The following is a 16,450-nucleotide window of genomic DNA, read 5'->3' on the forward strand; positions in this document are numbered from 1 at the left end:
CCCGCGTGGCGCAGGCCGATGCGGCGCGCTACCCCGGCTTTCAGCTCAGCGGCTCGCTCGGCCTGCGCGCGCTGACACTGGGAACGTTGAGCGGCGGCGCGTCGGTCGCCAATGCGCTGCTGGCCAGTGTGTCGGTGCCGCTGTTTGACGGCGGTGCAGCGCGGGCGCAGGTGCGAGTGCAGCAGGCCACGCTGGAACAGGCACGGCTGAATTACGAAGCCACGGTGCTGGTCGCGCTGAAAGACGTCGAAGACGCGCTGGTGTCGCTGCAGGGCAACCGCGAGCGGCTGGCCCGGCTGCAGGCAGCGGCCGGCGCGGCGGGGAATGCAGACCTGCTGGCGCGCCAGCGCTATGCCAGCGGGCTGATCGACTTTCGCGCGGTGCTGGAAACGCAGCGCACGCTGCTCTTGACGCAGGACAGCGTGGAAAGCACCCGCGCCAGCCTGAGCGCCGACCATGTGCGGCTGTACAAGGCGCTGGGCGGCGGCTGGACGCGCGCGCTGGAATCGCCCCAGCCGCCGGCCTGAGCCGCGCCCGGCTGACTCTTTTGTCCCCCTTTGCCCTCATCACGCACACCTTTTCCGACGTTATTCGCCACGCCATGAACACCCCCAAGCCCCTTCCCGCTTCGCCCTCGCCCGCCGCGCCGTCCACGCCGTCGGCGGCAGACCTCCAGGCCCTGTTGAACCAGGACCAGGCGCGGCCCTGGTGGCGGCGTCCCGCGCCCTGGATCGCCGGCGCGCTGCTCGTGGCGCTGCTGGCCGGCCTGGCGTACTGGCAGGCCGGGCAAAAAGCCAGCGCCTTGCCGCGCTATGTGACCGAAACCGTCCACAAGGGCAACCTCACGCTCAATGTGCTGGCCAACGGCACGCTGCAGCCAACGCGCGCGGTCAACATCGGCAGCGAACTCTCGGGCACCGTCAAACGCGTGCTGGTCGATGTCAACGACCGCATCAAGAAGGGCCAGGTGCTGGTCGAGCTCGACACTGCCAAGCTGTCCGACCAGGTGCTGCGCTCGCGCGCCTCGCTGGCCGCCGTGCAGGCGCAGCAGGCGCAAAGCAGCGCCACGGTCAGGGAAACCCGTGCCAGCCTGGCGCGTTTTGAAGAAGTCGCGCGCCTCTCGGGCGGCAAGGTACCGTCGGCGGCCGAACTCGACACCGCCCGCGCCATGCTGGACCGCGCCGTGGCGGCTGAAGCCAGCGCCCGCGCCAATGTGGCCGAAGCCCGCGCCGCCGTCTCGACCGATGTGACCAACCTGTCCAAGGCGTCGATCCGCTCGCCCATCGACGGCGTGGTGCTGACGCGCACCGTGGACCCGGGCAATGCCGTGGCCGCGTCGCTGCAGGCGGTGACGCTGTTCACCGTGGCCGAAGACCTGACGCAGCTGCGCCTGGAGGTCAATGTCGACGAAGCCGACGTGGGTTCGGTCAAGGCCGGCCAGAAGGCCAGCTTCACCGTCAGCGCCTACCCGTCACGCCGCTACCCGGCCCTGCTGACCCGCGTCGCCTTCGGCTCGACCAAGACCGACAACGTCGTCACCTACATCACCTACCTGAACGTGGACAACACCGACCTGAGCCTGCGCCCCGGCATGACGGCGGCGGCCACCATCATTGCCACCGAGCGCAGCGGCGTGCTGCTGGTGCCCAACACCGCGCTGCGCTTCACGCCGGCGCAGGACGGCAGCCCGGCGGCGGCGTCCGGCGGCGGCTTTGTTTCCAAACTCATGCCGCGCATGCCGCGCCCCGGCGCGCGCAAGCCGGCCGACACCAGCGCTGCCGCTGCGGGCATGCGGCAGGTCTGGGTGCTCAAGGATGGCCAGGCCGCGGCCGTTTCCGTGAAAACCGGCATCAGCGACGGCCGCATGACCGAAGTCAGCAGCACCGAACTGCAAGAAGGCATGGCCGTCATCACCGACCAGCAGGCCGCCGGAGCCGCACCATGAGCGAGCCGGCCCTGCCGCTGATCCGCCTGCGCGGCATCACCAAGCTGTATGGCGAAGGCGCCACCGCGCTGCTGGCGCTCAAAGGGGTCGATCTGGACATCGAAGCCGGCGATTTTGTCGCCATCATGGGACCGAGCGGGTCGGGCAAATCGACCGCCATGAACACGCTGGGCTGCCTGGACACGCCGACGTCGGGCGAATACCTGTTCCAGGGCGTGCATGTCGAGTCGCTCTCGCGCGACCAGCGCGCCCTGCTGCGGCGGCAGTTCTTCGGCTTTGTGTTTCAGGGCTTCAACCTGCTGGCGCGCACCTCGGCGCAGGAAAACGTCGAATTGCCGCTGCTCTACCGGGGCGAGTCGGCCGTTGCGCGCCACACGGCCGCCGCCCGCGCGCTGGACTCGGTGGGCCTGAAGGGCTGGGAACACCACATGCCGTCCGAGTTGTCGGGCGGGCAGCAGCAGCGCGTGGCGATTGCCCGCGCCATCGTCACCAACCCGGCGGTGCTGCTGGCCGACGAGCCGACCGGCAACCTCGACACCCAGCGCAGCCGCGAGATCATGGAGCTGCTGTGGCGGCTGAATGCCGACCAGGGCATCACCGTGCTGATGGTCACGCACGAGCCCGACATGGCCGCCTATGCCCGGCGCATGGTGCGCTTTGTCGATGGCCTGGTGGAAAGCGATGTGCGCAACGCGCACCCGGCCGGCCTGGAACATCCCGGCGCTGCCCTGCCAGTGGCCGCGCCCGTGGCCGAGGTACGCTGATGCTGCTCAACACCCTGCTGCTGGCGCTGCGCTCGATCCGGCGCAATTTACTGCGCTCCTTTCTGACCATCCTGGGCATCGTCATCGGCGTCAGCGCCGTCATCACCATGGTCACGCTGGGCAACGGCGCGACGCTGGCGGTGCAAAACCAGATTTCCGGCCTGGGCACCAACCTGCTGCAGGTGCGCCCCGGCCAGCGCATGGGGCCGGGCAGCGGCGGCGCCGTCGCGCCTTCGTTCAGCGAACTCGATGCCGACGCCATCGCCAGCCAGATCGGCGGCATTGTGGCCGTGGCGCCCGAAGCGCGCGCCAGCAGCACGCTGGTGGCCAACGGCCGCAACTGGACCAGCAGCGTCATCGGCAGCACCAACGCCTGGCTGGACGCGGGCAACTGGAAGCTCGGCGACGGCCGGATTTTTTCCAGCGACGAGCTGCGCGCCGGCGCGGCGGTCTGCCTGATCGGCGAGACCGTGCGGCGCGAGCTGTTTGGCACGCGCCCGGCCATCGGCGAGCCGCTGCGCGTCAAGCAGATTTCCTGCGAAATCATCGGCGTGCTGGCGTCCAAGGGCCAGGGCGCTTTCGGCAACGACCAGGACGACACTGTGCTGCTGCCGATCAAGACGCTGCAGCGCCGCATCACCGGCAACACCCGCGTCAACACGCTGCTGGTGTCGATGAAGGAAGGCAGCGACGCCAACCGCGTGAAAGCCAGCCTGACCCAGCTGCTGCGCGAGCGCCGCAAGCTGGCCGACAGCGACGAGGACAACTTCAACGTGCTGGACACCAAGCAACTGGCCGACACGCTCTCGGGCACGACAAGAGTCCTGACCATGCTGCTCGGCGCGGTGGCGGCGGTGAGCCTGCTGGTGGGCGGCATCGGCATCATGAACATCATGCTGGTCAGCGTGACCGAGCGCACCCGCGAGATCGGCCTGCGGCTGGCGATTGGCGCGCTCGAGCGCGAGGTGCTGCTGCAGTTTTTGATAGAAGCGGTGGCGCTGGCGGCGCTGGGCGGGCTGATCGGCATCGTGCTGGCCACCGGCGCATCGATCGGACTGTCCAGGCTGATGCAGGTACCCTATTTATTCAATCCGACGGTCAATGTTGTGTCGTTTGTGTTTTCGGCCGGCATCGGCGTGCTGTTCGGCTATTTTCCGGCCCGCCGCGCCGCGCGCATGGACCCGATCGAGGCGCTGCGGCACGAGTGAGCGCGGCGGGCGATGTGCGCTGCGTTTGAAGCTGCGCGCTGCCCGGCCTTGAGGCCCCGGTCCTACACGCCCCGGGGTTCAAGTTATCGAAAATAGTTGAATGCCGAGTAATTTTGATACAGACCCATCATTTCTGAAACTTTCAACACTTTCAGGGCTGAACCATGGCCTGGCGGTGCTGAAGAGCCAGCTCGATGACGGCGGCATCATGGGCGCGCTCAAGTACCTGAACAGCCGCATAGAACATCGCTTCACGGCTATCTACAAATTCCAGGGGCCGATGCAGCGGGCCGTGTTTCTTTACGACAAGCTGGGCCAGCCAGGAACCCGCTTCAACGCGATCGCGACGTCGGAAAGCCTGGGCCGGTTCATCACGCTGTCCGAACCCTTCGGCGTGACCGATTCGGCCACCGACGCGTTCCTGAATGAAAACGGCCACCGCTGCCTGGTGACGTCCTTTTACGGCGTGCCGCTGTCGCAGGGCAACACCAGGCCGACCGGCAGCCTTTGCCATTTCGACCTGAAACCCCAGGGCCTGCCATCGCTCGTGGAGCGCGATTTTCTCAATCGCGCCAGAAGCCTGCTGTTCTTCCGGCTCAACGGCTTTGGTACTTGACGCCAGCGCATCAGCCCCCAAAAACCATAGCATTGCGCGCCCACCGGTAGTGCGCAAAGGACTGATTTCATCATGAATACAGATCAGCAGACGGCTGGCGGTGCCTTGCTGAAGGCCAGGCCAACCAGCAGCTCCACCCGGATTGACGGGTTGGACCAAGCCGGGCTGGAAGCCCGCTTCCAAAGCGGTTTTCCGGTCGCGTTCATGGCTGTAGCAGGTGACCGCTATGCACATCGCATCGGTAGCTTGCGGCGGTCCCCGGGCGTGACGCTCAAGAATCCGGTGCTGAAACGCGTCATGCGCAGCGGCAATCTTCGCCGACCGGCGGCCCGGCGGGGCCGCACGGCGCAGGCAGGCCGGTCAGATCAGGACTTCGTAGGCCTGGTTGCTGCGAACCCATGTGGCCAGACCGGCCTTGATGTTCTTCACCCGCCAGGCGCCGAACTCGGGGTCGCTGTTGAGCTTGTCCAGGGTGGCGCCGAGCTGGGCGCTCGATTCAAACCCGGCAGTGAAGGCCAGGTTGCCGACCTCGCCCACCTGCACGCTCCACAGGCGAACCTCGGCGCCATGGGTTCGCCACAGGGTGGCGGCCTCCTTCACCAGCCCCATGAGCTGGCCTATATCGCATCCGGGATTGGGTTTGAAAACATATTGGACGATGGCTGCAGGCATGCTTGTCTCCTGGGATTGGTTTCGATGGGTTGGGTCGGCCCATGTCACGCCGACCGGAAAATTAAGCGGCAGCGCCTGAGCGCAGTCAACCGCTTTAACCTGGGCTGACAAGTCATACAGTTCAGTCCTCACTCCCTGCCAGGCGTTCCGGTCGCCCCGCCTTGCGGCCACGCAAGCCAGCGCACGGAATGGGCGTTATCCGGCACAATTTGCAACTGCACAAGCTGCGGCTGAACCGCTTGCATGGCCATCAAGCCACGCAGGGTCTGCAGCCGGCGGCCCCATAGAACCGTTGATCCCGTGAAAGAGTCCTGTATGGCAAACCCTCCTGAAAAAAACCGGGCCTCCGATGACCTGCAGGCACCGCGGGTCAGCAGGCACGTGACCGATGCCGACTACCGGCTGATGGTGGAGTCGATTGCCGATTACGCCATCTTCCTGCTGGACCCGGACGGCATGATCCTGAGCTGGAACCGGGGCGCGCAGAAGATGAAGGGCTACGAAGCCGGCGAAGTGCTGGGCCGGCACATCGCCCTGTTTTACCCGCAGGAACAGATCGACCGCAACGCGCCTGAACACGGCTTGAATGTAGCCCGTGAAACGGGCATCTTCGAGGACGAGGGCTGGCGCCTGCGCAAGGACGGCACGCGCTTCTGGGCCAACATCATCCTCACCCGGATCACCGGGCCGAACGGTGAATTGACAGGCTTTTCCAAAATCACCCGGGACCTGAGCGAGCGGCGGCGCCAGCAAGAGCTGCTTCGCCTGAGCGAAGAGCGCTTTCGCCTGCTGGTCGAGCGTGTGCAGGACTACGCGATTTTCATGCTCGACCCCGGCGGCCATGTCGTGAGCTGGAATGCCGGCGCGCAGAAGAACAAGGGCTATGCAGCGGCAGAAATCATCGGCCAGCACTTCTCGGTGTTCTACCCGGCCGATGTCGCGCCGGGCTGGCCTGACGAGGAGCTGCGGATTGCGCGGCAGGACGGGCGCTTCGAGGACGAGGGCTGGCGAATCCGCAAGGACGGCAGCCGGTTCTGGGCCAACGTCGTCATCACGTCGCTGAACGACGACGCCGGACGCCACCGGGGATTTGCCAAGGTCACGCGCGACCTGACCGAACGGCGCCGGGTCACCGCGCTGGAGGACGAAGGCCGGCGCATCACGAACTTCCTGGCGATGCTGGGGCACGAACTGCGCAACCCCCTGGCGCCCATTTCCAACGCCGTGGCGCTGCTGGAGCAGGAGAACAGTGAGTCCCAGGCCTTGCGCGCCACGCGCGAGATCATTGGCCGCCAGCTCAGGCAGCTGAACCGGCTGGTCGATGACCTGCTCGACGTTGGCCGCATCACCAGCGGCAAGATTCAGCTGGAAGCCAGGCCGGTGCACTTCATGGAGGCGCTGCACGAAGCAATCGAGGCCGTGCGGCCGCTGATCGACGGCAAATCGCATGTACTGGACATTCACACCACGGACGATCCGTGGGTCCTTGGCGACCATGCGCGCATCGTCCAGATCCTGTCCAACCTGATCGGCAACGCCGCCAAGTTCACGCCCGCCGCAGGCCGGATCAGCGTTCGCATCGAAGCCATGCCTGCCAGCACGGAGGTTCGGGTGATCGACAACGGGCCGGGCATCCCGCCGCATTGCCTGCAAAAAGTGTTCGAGCTGTTTTTCCAGGGCGAGCAGGACATGGCGCGGTCGCAGGGCGGGCTGGGCCTGGGGCTCAGCCTGGTCCAGCAACTGGTGGTGCTGCATGGCGGAGAAGTCAGCGTCTTCAGCAAGGGCATCGATGGCGAGGGCACCGAATTCGTGATCCGGCTGCCGGCTGCACCTGCACCTGCACCTGCACCTGCACCTGCACCTGTACCTGTACCTGCGGCGGACAAGGTCGCCGAGCCCTTCACCGGCAAGCGGGTGCTGGTGGTCGACGACAACCGCGATGCGGCCGAAACCATGGCCATGCTGCTCGATGCGCTGGGTTATGTCGCCAGCATGGCGCATGACGGCCTGGCCGGGGTCGAGGCCGTCAAGGCCGGCTCGCCTGACCTGGTATTGCTGGACATCGGCCTGCCGGGCATCAGCGGGATCGAAGTCGCCCGCAGGATACGCGCTGAGGTGGCCAACCCGCCGCCGCTGATCGCCATCACCGGCTACGGCCAGCCAGGCGACATCGAAGCGAGTTTGCAGGCCGGCTTTTACGACCACCTGACCAAGCCGGTCGATGTTGACAAGCTGGTGGCCTTGCTGGACCGCCTGCTGGGGGGCCCGCCGGTTCCTGCCGCCAGTCCGCCACAGGCCGCGCCCGGCGGCTGAACCCGGGGCGTTGCGGGCCCCGGGACAGGCCGGAACTGTTGACCCACTACAAAAATAATAGCAATCTATGCCCGCCGGCAATGCGTAAAATCCTTTATGCATGCCAAATCCGGGGGTAAAGCCGTTCGGCCGTTGATGCAACGGGCCGGTGGCCGCCAGCACAGGGCCCGTTCAGCGCCCCGGGGAACAGCCATCCCTGGGTGTATAACGTAATCCCCCTCGGTCACGCACCCTGCCTTTTGATGGCGGCGCGCATGCCCGGGACCCCTGAAACAACCCCCGTCGCCGCAGAGCGCGACAACCTCGAGGAACACCAGTCATGGGCGCGCAATGGAAAGCAAAAGGCAAGGACCTGGCCGCAAATGCCAGGGGCCGGGTATTTGGAAAACTGTCCAAGGACATCATGATCGCGGCGCGCAGCGGTGCCGACCCGGCGTCGAACGCGCGCCTGCGGCTGGTGGTCGAGCAGGCCAGAAAACTCTCGATGCCCAAGGAAACGCTGGACCGTGCCATCAAGAAAGGCGCCGGGCTGACCGGCGAGACGGTGCATTTCGACCACGTCATCTATGAAGGCTTTGCGCCGCATCAGGTGCCGCTGATGGTCGAATGCCTGACCGACAACGTCAACCGCACCGCGTCCGAGATGCGCGTGCTGTTCCGCAAGGGGCAACTGGGCAGCGCCGGCTCGGTGGCCTGGGATTTCGACCACATGGGCATGATCGAGGCCGAGCCGCTGGCGGCCGGCGCCGACCCGGAACTGGCGGCCATCGAGGCCGGCGCGCAGGACTTCGAGCCGGGCCATGACGAAGGCACGACGCTGTTCCTGACCGACCCTGCCGACCTGGACCTGGTCAGCCGCGCGCTGCCCGCGCAGGGCTTCACCGTGCTGACCGCCAAGCTCGGCTACAAGCCGAAAAACCCGGTCAATCCGGCATCCCTGAGCGATGGCGACCTGCACGAGGTCGAGGCTTTTCTGGCCGCCATCGACGCCAACGACGACGTGCAGAACGTGTACGTCGGCCTGGCCGGCTGAGCAGGCGTTTTTCTTCGTCCCCCATGCGAAATCCGCCCCATCTGGTCCAGATCACCGAGCAGAACCATGAGGTGCTGATCGACCTGATGTACGCCGGCGAGAACAACTTCACCGGCCAGGTCATCTACGACCACCCGCTGTGCTTTCTGCATCCGCAGGCCGAGGCCGGCTTGCGCCAGGCCATCGCGGCGGCCCGGGGTTTCGGCCTCCGGCTGAAGATCCTCGACGCCTTCCGGCCGCAGGAGGCACAGGAAGCGCTCTGGGCCGTGGCGCCCAACCCGGACTACATCGCCGACCCGAAAAAGGGCTCGAACCATACGCGCGGCGTCGCCATCGACCTGACGCTGGTCGGCGCCGACGGCCAGGCGCTTGACATGGGCACGCCGGTGGACACCATGAGCCCGGCGTCGCACCATTTTCACGCCGGCCATCCGGCGGCCGTCCAGGTCAACCGCATGCGGCTGCTGACGGTGATGCTTGAAGCCGGCTTCGTGCACCATCCGCGCGAATGGTGGCATTACCAGCTGCCGGACGCGCACCGCTTTCCCCTGATCGACAGCCATGAATTCATGCCCTGCCTGCATGCCAGCCACCCCGCCTGAATCCCGGCCATGCACTGCCTGACCACCGCCTGGCAGGCGCACGAGCCCGAGTTGCGCCACTGGATGCGCCACCGCCTGCGAAACCCGATTGAAGCTGACGATCTGCTGCAGGACTTGTTCCTCAAAGCCCTGCGTCAGGGCGAACGCTTTTGCTCGGTCGACAACGCCCGGGCCTGGCTGTTCGAGGTCGCGCGCAACCTGCTGGCCGACCGCCTGCGCGTGACACGCGAGACGATCGAGCTGCCCGAGGATGTGCCGGCGCAGGCACAAGACATCGACACGGTGGACCAGTTGACGGCTTGCTTGCCGCGCGTGCTGTCGGAGTTGAGCGCCGAAGACCGCGAGGCGATCACCTGCTGCGACCTGCAGGGCATGCCGCAGGCGGAATTCGCCAAGGCCAGCGGCCTCGGCCTGAGCGCGGCCAAGTCGCGCCTGCAACGCGCACGCCAGCGGCTGAAAACCCGCATGACGCAAGCCTGCCAGGTGCGGCTGGACGGGGCGGGCCATGTGACAGACTTTGTGCCGCGCCCATGACGCTCTGTTTTTAATAGCTGCCTGCGCATGCCCAGCTTGCGCAAAAGCCTTTTTATTTTTATAAACCGGCCCTGCCAGGTATCACGCACCCGGTTGCAGGCGCCGGCTTGCCGCAAAAAATTTTCTGCTTTCCTGCGTCTTTTGCGCGGCCGCTTCGTCTTCACAGGCATGAACACTGTCACTTCATCCCTTCAGCGCTGGCCGGTGCGCCAGCCCGCCGTTTTCCTGGCCCTGGCCGCCGCCGTCTGGTGGGGCATTTACCAGGCACTGGCGCCTGCGTCCGAAGCGCTGGTCGCGGCCCTGCCGGTGGATCGCGCCAGCCACCTGGGCGGCGCGCTGCAGTTCTTTCTGTACGACACGCCCAAGGTGCTGATGCTGCTGACCGGCGTGGTGTTCGTCATGGGCATGGTCAACAGCTACTTCACGCCCGAGCGCACCCGCGCGCTGCTGGCCGGGCGCAGCGAAGGCGTGGCCAACGTCATGGCCGCGTCGCTGGGCATCGTCACGCCGTTTTGCTCATGCTCGGCGGTGCCGCTGTTCATCGGTTTTGTGCAGGCGGGCGTGCCGCTGGGCGTGACGTTTTCGTTTTTGATCTCGGCGCCCATGGTCAACGAGGTGGCGCTGACGCTGCTGTTCGGCATGTTCGGCTGGAAGGTCGCGCTGCTCTACCTGGGCCTGGGGCTGAGCGTGGCCATCGTGGCGGGCTGGGTCATTGGCCGCCTGAAGATGCAGGCTTATCTGGAAGACTGGGTGCAGGACATGCCCAAGACTTCTGCGCAGTTTGAAGACGCCGGCACGACGCTGGCCGACCGCGTGCAGGCCGGTTTTGCTGCCGTGCGCGAGATCGTCGGCAAGGTCTGGCCCTACATCCTGGGCGGCATTGCGCTGGGCGCGCTGATCCACGGTTATGTGCCCGAGGACTTCATGGCCAGCTTCATGGGCAAGGAGGCCTGGTGGTCGGTGCCGCTGGCCGTGCTGATGGGCGTGCCGATGTACACCAACGCGGCCGGCGTGATTCCCATCGTGCAGGCGCTGCTGGCCAAGGGCGCTGCGCTGGGCACGGTGCTGGCCTTCATGATGAGCGTGATTGCGCTGTCGCTGCCCGAGATGATCATCCTGCGCAAGGTGCTCAAGCTGCGGCTGATGGCGACCTTCGTCGGCGTGGTGGCTACCGGCATCCTGCTGGTCGGCTTTGTGTTCAATGCCGTGCTGTAGGCGCCAACGCCCGCGCCACGTCACTCCAGTTTCCTCAACCATCGAAAGAAAAACCCATGGACATCAAGGTACTCGGCACGGGCTGTGCCAAATGCAAGACCACGATTGCGCTGATCGAGGAGGTCGCCCAAACCCAGGGCGTGGCCATCAAGCTGGAAAAAGTCCAGGAACTGCGCGACATCATGGGCTACGGCGTCATGTCCACGCCCGGCGTTGTCATCAACGGCAAGGTGGTGCATGCCGGCGGCGTGCCCAGCCGCGAGAAGATCGCGCAGTGGCTGACGGTCCAGGCCTGAACGGTTCGCGCCGCGCGGCAACCCTGGACGCGAAAATCCTGGCGTATGCTGCAACGCATGAACGAGAAAATCAACCAGTTACTGTCGCAGATGGCCGCGCTTGAAGACGAGCTGCGCACGGCAGTCCACCAACAGGAAAGCCGCGTGTTTTTCCAGATCAAGGGCAAGCGCGTCGAGTTTGAAAAGTCGGCCCGCGACGCGCACCGCAAGCTCAAGACCGGCGTGCTGCGCTGGCTGGTCAGGGACCGGCCGCAAAACCTGCTGACCGGGCCGCTGATCTACGGCATGATCTTTCCGCTGCTGATGCTGGACGCCTGCGTGAGCTTTTACCAGTGGGCGTGCTTTCCGATCTACGGCATTGCGCGGGTGCGGCGCGGCGACTACCTGGTGTTTGACCGGCGGCACCTGGGCTACCTCAACGCCATCGAGAAATTCCACTGCACCTATTGCGAATACGGCAATGGCCTGATGGCCTACATGAGCGAAATCCTGGCGCGTACCGAGCAGTATTTTTGCCCCATCAAGCACGCGCACAAGATACTGGGAACACACGCGCGCTACCACCGCTTTCTGGAATACGGCGAGGCCGAGGCCTATGAGGCGAAGCTCGAAGAATTCAGGGTGGCGCTGGGCCAGGAGAAATAAGCGGCCGGCCCGGGCTTTGCTTAGAATCCGGCTCCTGCCCGCTTTGGGGCTCGATCCGGTGCTGCCAACTTTTCAAACCACTTGAAGGATTTTCATGGACCAACCTATTCATCCATTCAGCGAACTGTTTGCGCAACTCGGCCTGCCCGCCGACGAAACGGCCATCCGGCAATTCATTGCCTCGCATTCGCCGCTGAGAAACGACATCGAGCTGGCCGACGCGCCGTTCTGGACGGATTCGCAGGCGGCGTTCCTGAGAGAAGAAAAGCTCGACGACGCCGACTGGGCAGAACAGGTGGACCAGCTGAACCTGGCGCTTCGCGGCTGAACCGCACGCCAGGCCGCGCCTGCCGCAAGGCGGTGCTGCGGCCTGCGTTCCACCACCGCATCGAAAGAACCACCGATGGACATCGAGCAGGCGCCATGAGCGCCGGACACGACCACGACCACGGCCACGGCCATGCGCCGGAAAATTTCAACCGCGCCTTTGCCATCGGCATTGCGCTGAACATCGCCTTTGTCGGCGTCGAGGCCTGGTACGGCTGGAAGATCAATTCGCTGGCGCTGCGGCCACAACCTGAGCGACGTGGCCGGGCTGGTGCTGGCCTGGGGCGGCGCGCTGGCCGGGCGGCTGCGGCCCGATGCGCGCCACACCTACGGCTGGCAGCGGGCGTCCATCCTGGCAGCCTTCCTCAATGCCTTGCTGCTGCTGGTGGCCATGGGCTCGCTGGCCTGGGAAGCCATCGGCCGGCTCGGAACGCCCGAGGCGACCGAAGGCTGGACCATCATCGCCGTGGCCAGCGTCGGCATCGCCGTCAACACCGCCACGGCGCTGCTGTTCATGCGCGGTCGAAAGGGCGACCTGAACATTCGCGGCGCCTTCCTGCACATGGCGGCCGATGCGCTGGTGTCGCTGGGCGTGGTGCTGGGCGGCGCGCTGTACCTGTGGCAGGGCTGGGCCTGGATCGACCCGGTGATGAGCCTGGCGATTGCGGTGGTCATCGTGGCAGGCACCTGGGACTTGTTCAGGCAGTCGCTGCACATGCTGTTTGATGGCGTGCCCGACCAGGTTGACCTGGCCAGGGTGCGCCAGCGGCTGCTGGGCCTGCCGGGCGTGGCCGATGTGCATGACCTGCATGTCTGGGCCATGGGCACCTCGCAAACTGCGCTGACAGCGCACCTGGTGCTGTCCGGCGCCGGTGCCGACAGCGACGCGGTGCTGGAGGCGGCAGAACACGCGCTGCATGAACACTTCGAGATACGGCATGTCACCTTGCAGGTCGAGTCTGCCGCCTATGCCCGGCACTGCGCGCTGCGCACGGGCGCAGGCTGCAGCTAAGCCTTCAGGTGCCAGCGTCATTCATCCTGACCAGGAAAATATTTTTTAACGCTTAAACCGTTGTTTTCGCATATTGCACGTGTGTTTACAGCTATTGATACAGTAGCAAAAAATGCCCAATTCATTGCCTCCCTTGATGGCCGGTCCAACGGCTTTTGCGCCAGGATCATTCATTCGCGGCCCGGCCTGACGCCGGCGCACCCAGGACAACACGCCCATGACCGCACCGCACGAACCCTGTCGCCAAGCGCCGCTGGCGGCGCATGAAACCCGGCTGTTTCTTCTGGGAGGCGAAGGCCGCGTGCAGCTTCTGGCGCATGACCGCTACGTCGCGCTCGTGCGCCACCAGGCCACTGCGCCCGAATGGGCAGGGCAGCGTTTACTTTTGGTGGACTGGTATCTGCGCCTGTCTGGCTCAAAAGCGCAGGCCGTCGTCAACGAAACCTGCAGCTGGCTGGTGTTTGACGCCGCAGGCCGGCTGGACCAGCAGGCAGCCCTTGACATGAAAGACCCTGCCCTGCCCACCGAAACGCAATGGGCGCACATCCGGACCCTGGTGTTCGGCGGCGCGCCAGCGCCCACAGCGGCCCAGCCCTTCCCGGCTGCGTCGCCACCGTGCGGGCTGAGCGCCGCCGAAGCCGCGCTGCGGCTGGCTGCTGAAGGCGCCAACCTGCTGCCCGGCAGCGCACCCAAGTCAGGCCTGGCCATCGTGCTCAAGGTCGTCATGGAGCCGATGTTCCTGATGCTGCTGGCCGCCGGCGGCATTTACCTGGCGCTGGGCGACCCGGCCGAGGCGCTGTTCCTGCTCGGCTTCGTGTTTGTCGTCATCGGCATCACGCTGGCGCAGGAGCGCAAGACGCAGCGCGCGCTGGAGTCGCTGCGCGAACTGTCGGCGCCGCGCGCGCTGGTCATCCGGGACGGGCAGGAGCAGCGCATCGCCGGCGCCGGCGTGGTGCGCGGCGACGTGCTGGTGCTCCACGAGGGCGACCGCATCGCCGCCGATGCCCGGCTTTTCGACGGCCAGCTGGAGGTGGACGAATCGCTGCTGACCGGCGAATCGGTGCCGGTGGCCAAGACGCCAGAAGCAGAAACTGCGGATACCCCCAGCGAAGAGCCGGCATCTCCCAACCAGCACGGGCCGCGGAACCGGCTTCGCCGGGCCGCAGGCGCAGCGGCCCCCTCGGGGGGCAGCGCAGTACGCGAAGCGACAAGCGTGGGGGCTCTTTACGCCAGCACTGTCGTGACGCGGGGCGTCGGCCTGGCCGAAGTGCTGGCCACGGCCGGCGCCACTGCCGTCGGCCGCATTGGCGCCGACCTGGCCAGGACCACCGAGCCGCCGTCGGCCCTGCAGCGCGCGTCGCGCCAGCTGGTGCGGCGACTGGGCGCGGCGGCGCTTCTGCTGGCCGGCGCGCAGGTGCTGCTCGGCTGGTGGTGGAACGGCCGGCCGCTGCTGGAAAGCATCCTGTCCGGCATCGCGCTGGCGATGGCCATCCTGCCCGAGGAAATTCCGGTCATCCTGACGGTGTTCCTGGCGCTGGGCGCCTGGCGCATCTCGAAGCAAAAGGTGCTGACCCGGCGCATGTCGGCGGTCGAGGCGCTGGGCGCCATCACCGTGCTGGCGGTGGACAAGACGGGCACGCTGACCATGAACCGCATGGAAGTCGCCGAACTGGACACCGGCAGCGCCCGCTTCACGCCCGGCGGCGCCAGCGAACTGCCGGAAACCTTCCACCTGCTGACCGAATTCGCCATGCTGGCGACACCGGGCGACCCGTTCGACCCGATGGAAAAGGCCATCCAGCGCTTCGGCCATGACTGGCTGGCCGGCACCGAGCATGTGCATGACGGCCGCGAACCCGAATTTGAATACGCGCTGTCGGGCGAAATCCTGGCGATGACGCGGGTGTTTGCCAGCAGCGCGCCTGCGCAGCATCTGCTGGCCACCAAGGGCGCGCCCGAAGCCGTGGCCGACCTGTGCCACCTTCCCGCCGCCCGGCGCGCAACCATCCAGCAGCAGGTCGAGGCCATGGCCGAGCGCGGCCTGCGGGTGCTGGGTGTGGCGCGCGGCCGCTGGACCGGCGCGCCCGCCGGGCCCGGCACCGAGCCCGACTGGCCGAAAAGCCAGCATGACTTCGATTTCGAATTCCTCGGCCTGCTCGGGCTGGCCGACCCGCCGCGTCCCGAGGTGGCGGCGGCGCTGGCCGAATGCCGGCGCGCCGGCGTGCGCGTCATCATGCTGACCGGCGACCATCCGGCCACGGCCCGCGCCATTGCCCGCCAGGTCGGCCTGTCGGAGCGTCCCGAAGTCATCACCGGCGCGGAAATCGCCGCGCTGGACGATGCCGCCCTGCGCCAGCGGCTGCGCCATGCGGATCTGTGCGCGCGCCTGCAGCCAGCACACAAGCTGCGCCTGGTGCAGGTGCTGCAGGCCGGCGGCGAGGTGGTGGCCATGACCGGCGACGGCGTGAACGACGCACCCGCGCTCAAGGCCGCCGACATCGGCATCGCCATGGGCGAGCGCGGCACCGACGTGGCACGGGAAGCGGCTGCGCTGGTATTGCTCGACGACAGCTTTGCCCGCATCGTCGCCGCCATCCGCCAGGGCCGGCGCATCGACGACAACCTGCGCAAGGCCACGCGCTTCACCTTTGCCGTGCATGTGCCGGTCATTGCGCTGGCGCTGGTGCCGACGCTGCTGCAGTGGCCGGTGCTCCTGATGCCGGTGCATATCGTGCTGCTGCAGTTGCTGATCGACCCGGCCTGCTCCATCGTTCTTGAAGCCGAACCGGAGGCCGAGGGCCTGATGGAGCGCCCGCCGCGCCCGGTGTCGGATTCACCCTTTGGTGCGGCACCGCTTGGGTTTGCAGTGCTGCAGGGCCTGGGCATCGCGGCCTTGCTGCTGGCCGGCCAGGCCTGGCTGACCGCGCAAGGCTGGAGCGCCGCACAAGGCCGCAGCGTGGTGTTCAGCACGCTGATGGCCAGCGTCATGCTGCTGATATTGGCCAACCGCAATCTGCATCGCTCGGTCCTTCGGGGCATGACGGATGCCAATCCCTTGCTGTGGCGCATGGTCATCGCCATGGGCCTGCTGCTGGCGGTGGTGCTGGGCCTGCCCTGGATGCGCCAGCTCATGGGCCTGGTCCTGCCCGGTCCGGCAGGTCTGGCGGCCGCCGCCGCACTGCTGGCACTGTGCATCCTCTGGCTGGAGGGTGTGCGGCGCGCGGGCTGGCGCTTCGGGGTCCTGGGCGCATAAGCACGCGAACCTCAT

General features: G+C 66.6%; 16 protein-coding genes. 15 read left to right on the forward strand and 1 reads right to left on the reverse strand.

Annotated elements, in window-relative coordinates; all coding sequences use genetic code 11:
- From GZ092_RS19315 to GZ092_RS19335, 5 genes are all read left to right on the forward strand, one after another.
- A partial coding sequence (locus GZ092_RS19315; protein ID WP_293638761.1) for a TolC family protein occupies positions 1–527 on the forward strand: 527 nt, incomplete at its 5' end.
- A gap of 74 nt (positions 528–601) precedes the next feature.
- Complete coding sequence (locus tag GZ092_RS19320) at positions 602–1,945, forward strand: efflux RND transporter periplasmic adaptor subunit (RefSeq protein ID WP_293638762.1); 1,344 nt, start codon at positions 602–604, stop codon at positions 1,943–1,945.
- Positions 1,942–2,709 (forward strand): ABC transporter ATP-binding protein, encoded by a 768-nt coding sequence (locus tag GZ092_RS19325; RefSeq protein WP_293638763.1) that lies wholly within the window; start codon positions 1,942–1,944, stop codon positions 2,707–2,709. Before GZ092_RS19320 ends, GZ092_RS19325 begins: the two co-directional genes overlap by 4 nt.
- Positions 2,709–3,917, forward strand: a complete 1,209-nt coding sequence (locus GZ092_RS19330; RefSeq protein WP_293638764.1) for an ABC transporter permease — start codon at positions 2,709–2,711, stop codon at positions 3,915–3,917. The genes GZ092_RS19325 and GZ092_RS19330 overlap by 1 nt, the downstream gene beginning before the upstream one ends.
- A gap of 100 nt (positions 3,918–4,017) precedes the next feature.
- On the forward strand, positions 4,018–4,533 hold the full coding sequence (locus GZ092_RS19335) for a hypothetical protein (protein WP_293638765.1): 516 nt from the start codon (positions 4,018–4,020) through the stop codon (positions 4,531–4,533).
- A gap of 360 nt (positions 4,534–4,893) precedes the next feature.
- On the opposite strand, the gene GZ092_RS19340 is transcribed toward GZ092_RS19335, so the two are convergent.
- Complete coding sequence (locus tag GZ092_RS19340) at positions 4,894–5,205, reverse strand: hypothetical protein (protein ID WP_293638766.1); 312 nt, start codon at positions 5,203–5,205, stop codon at positions 4,894–4,896.
- A gap of 315 nt (positions 5,206–5,520) precedes the next feature.
- Here GZ092_RS19340 and GZ092_RS19345 point away from each other — a divergent pair, with 315 nt between their 5' ends.
- The 10 genes from GZ092_RS19345 (at position 5,521) to GZ092_RS19390 (ending at position 16,435) form a co-directional block, all read left to right on the forward strand.
- On the forward strand, positions 5,521–7,518 hold the full coding sequence (locus GZ092_RS19345; protein ID WP_293638767.1) for a PAS domain S-box protein: 1,998 nt from the start codon (positions 5,521–5,523) through the stop codon (positions 7,516–7,518).
- A 319-nt stretch (positions 7,519–7,837) separates the two neighbouring features.
- Positions 7,838–8,551 carry a YebC/PmpR family DNA-binding transcriptional regulator gene (locus GZ092_RS19350; protein WP_293638768.1) on the forward strand — a complete coding sequence of 238 codons (714 nt, stop codon included), beginning with the start codon at positions 7,838–7,840 and terminating at the stop codon, positions 8,549–8,551.
- A gap of 23 nt (positions 8,552–8,574) precedes the next feature.
- Positions 8,575–9,153 (forward strand): D-alanyl-D-alanine dipeptidase, encoded by a 579-nt coding sequence (gene ddpX, locus GZ092_RS19355; protein WP_293638770.1) that lies wholly within the window; start codon positions 8,575–8,577, stop codon positions 9,151–9,153.
- Positions 9,154–9,162: 9 nt separating this feature from the next.
- Positions 9,163–9,687, forward strand: coding sequence for a sigma-70 family RNA polymerase sigma factor (locus GZ092_RS19360; protein ID WP_293638772.1), 525 nt, complete (start codon positions 9,163–9,165; stop codon positions 9,685–9,687).
- Between the two features lie 168 nt (positions 9,688–9,855).
- Entirely contained in the window at positions 9,856–10,902 is a 1,047-nt protein-coding gene (locus tag GZ092_RS19365; RefSeq protein ID WP_293638774.1) for a permease, read from the forward strand.
- A gap of 56 nt (positions 10,903–10,958) precedes the next feature.
- Positions 10,959–11,198, forward strand: coding sequence for a thioredoxin family protein (locus GZ092_RS19370; RefSeq protein WP_293638776.1), 240 nt, complete (start codon positions 10,959–10,961; stop codon positions 11,196–11,198).
- Between the two features lie 57 nt (positions 11,199–11,255).
- Positions 11,256–11,843, forward strand: coding sequence for a hypothetical protein (locus GZ092_RS19375; protein ID WP_293638778.1), 588 nt, complete (start codon positions 11,256–11,258; stop codon positions 11,841–11,843).
- 94 nt (positions 11,844–11,937) lie between these two features.
- The gene (locus GZ092_RS19380) at positions 11,938–12,171 is read left to right on the forward strand and encodes a DUF2789 domain-containing protein (protein ID WP_293638780.1); all 234 of its coding nucleotides are present in this window, start codon (positions 11,938–11,940) and stop codon (positions 12,169–12,171) included.
- Positions 12,172–12,360: 189 nt separating this feature from the next.
- Entirely contained in the window at positions 12,361–13,182 is an 822-nt protein-coding gene (locus GZ092_RS19385; RefSeq protein ID WP_363254653.1) for a cation diffusion facilitator family transporter, read from the forward strand.
- A gap of 217 nt (positions 13,183–13,399) precedes the next feature.
- The gene (locus GZ092_RS19390; RefSeq protein WP_293638781.1) at positions 13,400–16,435 is read left to right on the forward strand and encodes a cation-translocating P-type ATPase; all 3,036 of its coding nucleotides are present in this window, start codon (positions 13,400–13,402) and stop codon (positions 16,433–16,435) included.
- Positions 16,436–16,450: the final 15 nt, after the last annotated feature.

The sequence above is a fragment of the Polaromonas sp. genome, from assembly GCF_010365105.1.
Lineage (GTDB): Bacteria > Pseudomonadota > Gammaproteobacteria > Burkholderiales > Burkholderiaceae_C > Polaromonas.

Coding starts and splice junctions, on each gene's coding strand:
- GZ092_RS19320 (WP_293638762.1), top strand. CDS start 602: ATGAACACCCCCAAGCCCCTTCCCGCTTCGCCCTCGCCCGCCGCGCCG.
- GZ092_RS19325 (WP_293638763.1), top strand. CDS start 1,942: ATGAGCGAGCCGGCCCTGCCGCTGATCCGCCTGCGCGGCATCACCAAG.
- GZ092_RS19330 (WP_293638764.1), top strand. CDS start 2,709: ATGCTGCTCAACACCCTGCTGCTGGCGCTGCGCTCGATCCGGCGCAAT.
- GZ092_RS19335 (WP_293638765.1), top strand. CDS start 4,018: ATGCCGAGTAATTTTGATACAGACCCATCATTTCTGAAACTTTCAACA.
- GZ092_RS19340 (WP_293638766.1), bottom strand. CDS start 5,205: ATGCCTGCAGCCATCGTCCAATATGTTTTCAAACCCAATCCCGGATGC.
- GZ092_RS19345 (WP_293638767.1), top strand. CDS start 5,521: ATGGCAAACCCTCCTGAAAAAAACCGGGCCTCCGATGACCTGCAGGCA.
- GZ092_RS19350 (WP_293638768.1), top strand. CDS start 7,838: ATGGGCGCGCAATGGAAAGCAAAAGGCAAGGACCTGGCCGCAAATGCC.
- ddpX (WP_293638770.1), top strand. CDS start 8,575: ATGCGAAATCCGCCCCATCTGGTCCAGATCACCGAGCAGAACCATGAG.
- GZ092_RS19360 (WP_293638772.1), top strand. CDS start 9,163: ATGCACTGCCTGACCACCGCCTGGCAGGCGCACGAGCCCGAGTTGCGC.
- GZ092_RS19365 (WP_293638774.1), top strand. CDS start 9,856: ATGAACACTGTCACTTCATCCCTTCAGCGCTGGCCGGTGCGCCAGCCC.
- GZ092_RS19370 (WP_293638776.1), top strand. CDS start 10,959: ATGGACATCAAGGTACTCGGCACGGGCTGTGCCAAATGCAAGACCACG.
- GZ092_RS19375 (WP_293638778.1), top strand. CDS start 11,256: ATGAACGAGAAAATCAACCAGTTACTGTCGCAGATGGCCGCGCTTGAA.
- GZ092_RS19380 (WP_293638780.1), top strand. CDS start 11,938: ATGGACCAACCTATTCATCCATTCAGCGAACTGTTTGCGCAACTCGGC.
- GZ092_RS19390 (WP_293638781.1), top strand. CDS start 13,400: ATGACCGCACCGCACGAACCCTGTCGCCAAGCGCCGCTGGCGGCGCAT.